The following is a 360-nucleotide window of genomic DNA, read 5'->3' as shown; positions in this document are numbered from 1 at the left end:
CCCAGCTCGACCAAGAACAAAGAGCAGCAACGCGATCCGGAGATGCATCAGACCAAGAAAGGCAATCAGTGGCACTTTGGCATGAAGGCCCACATTGGTGTCGATGCCAAGAGTGGCCTGACCCACAGCCTAGTCACCACCGCGGCCAACGAGCATGACCTCAATCAGCTGGGTAATCTGCTGCATGGAGAGGAGCAATTTGTCTCAGCCGATGCCGGCTACCAAGGGGCGCCACAGCGCGAGGAGCTGGCCGAGGTGGATGTGGACTGGCTGATCGCCGAGCGCCCCGGCAAGGTAAGAACCTTGAAACAGCATCCACGCAAGAACAAAACGGCCATCAACATCGAATACATGAAAGCC

Annotated in this window: 1 protein-coding gene; it reads left to right on the top strand. The window is 57.2% G+C overall.

Annotation, left to right across the window (positions count from 1 at the left end):
* A partial coding sequence (locus tag VF684_RS20950) for a transposase (protein ID WP_440174404.1) occupies nucleotides 1-360 on the top strand: 360 nt, incomplete at both ends.

It is taken from the genome of Aeromonas sp. Lyrl_2, from assembly GCF_051948815.1.
Taxonomy (GTDB): Bacteria; Pseudomonadota; Gammaproteobacteria; order Enterobacterales; family Aeromonadaceae; genus Aeromonas; species Aeromonas veronii.
The sequence above is the reverse complement of the archived record's forward strand: the minus strand, read 5'-3'. Positions and strand labels throughout refer to the sequence as shown.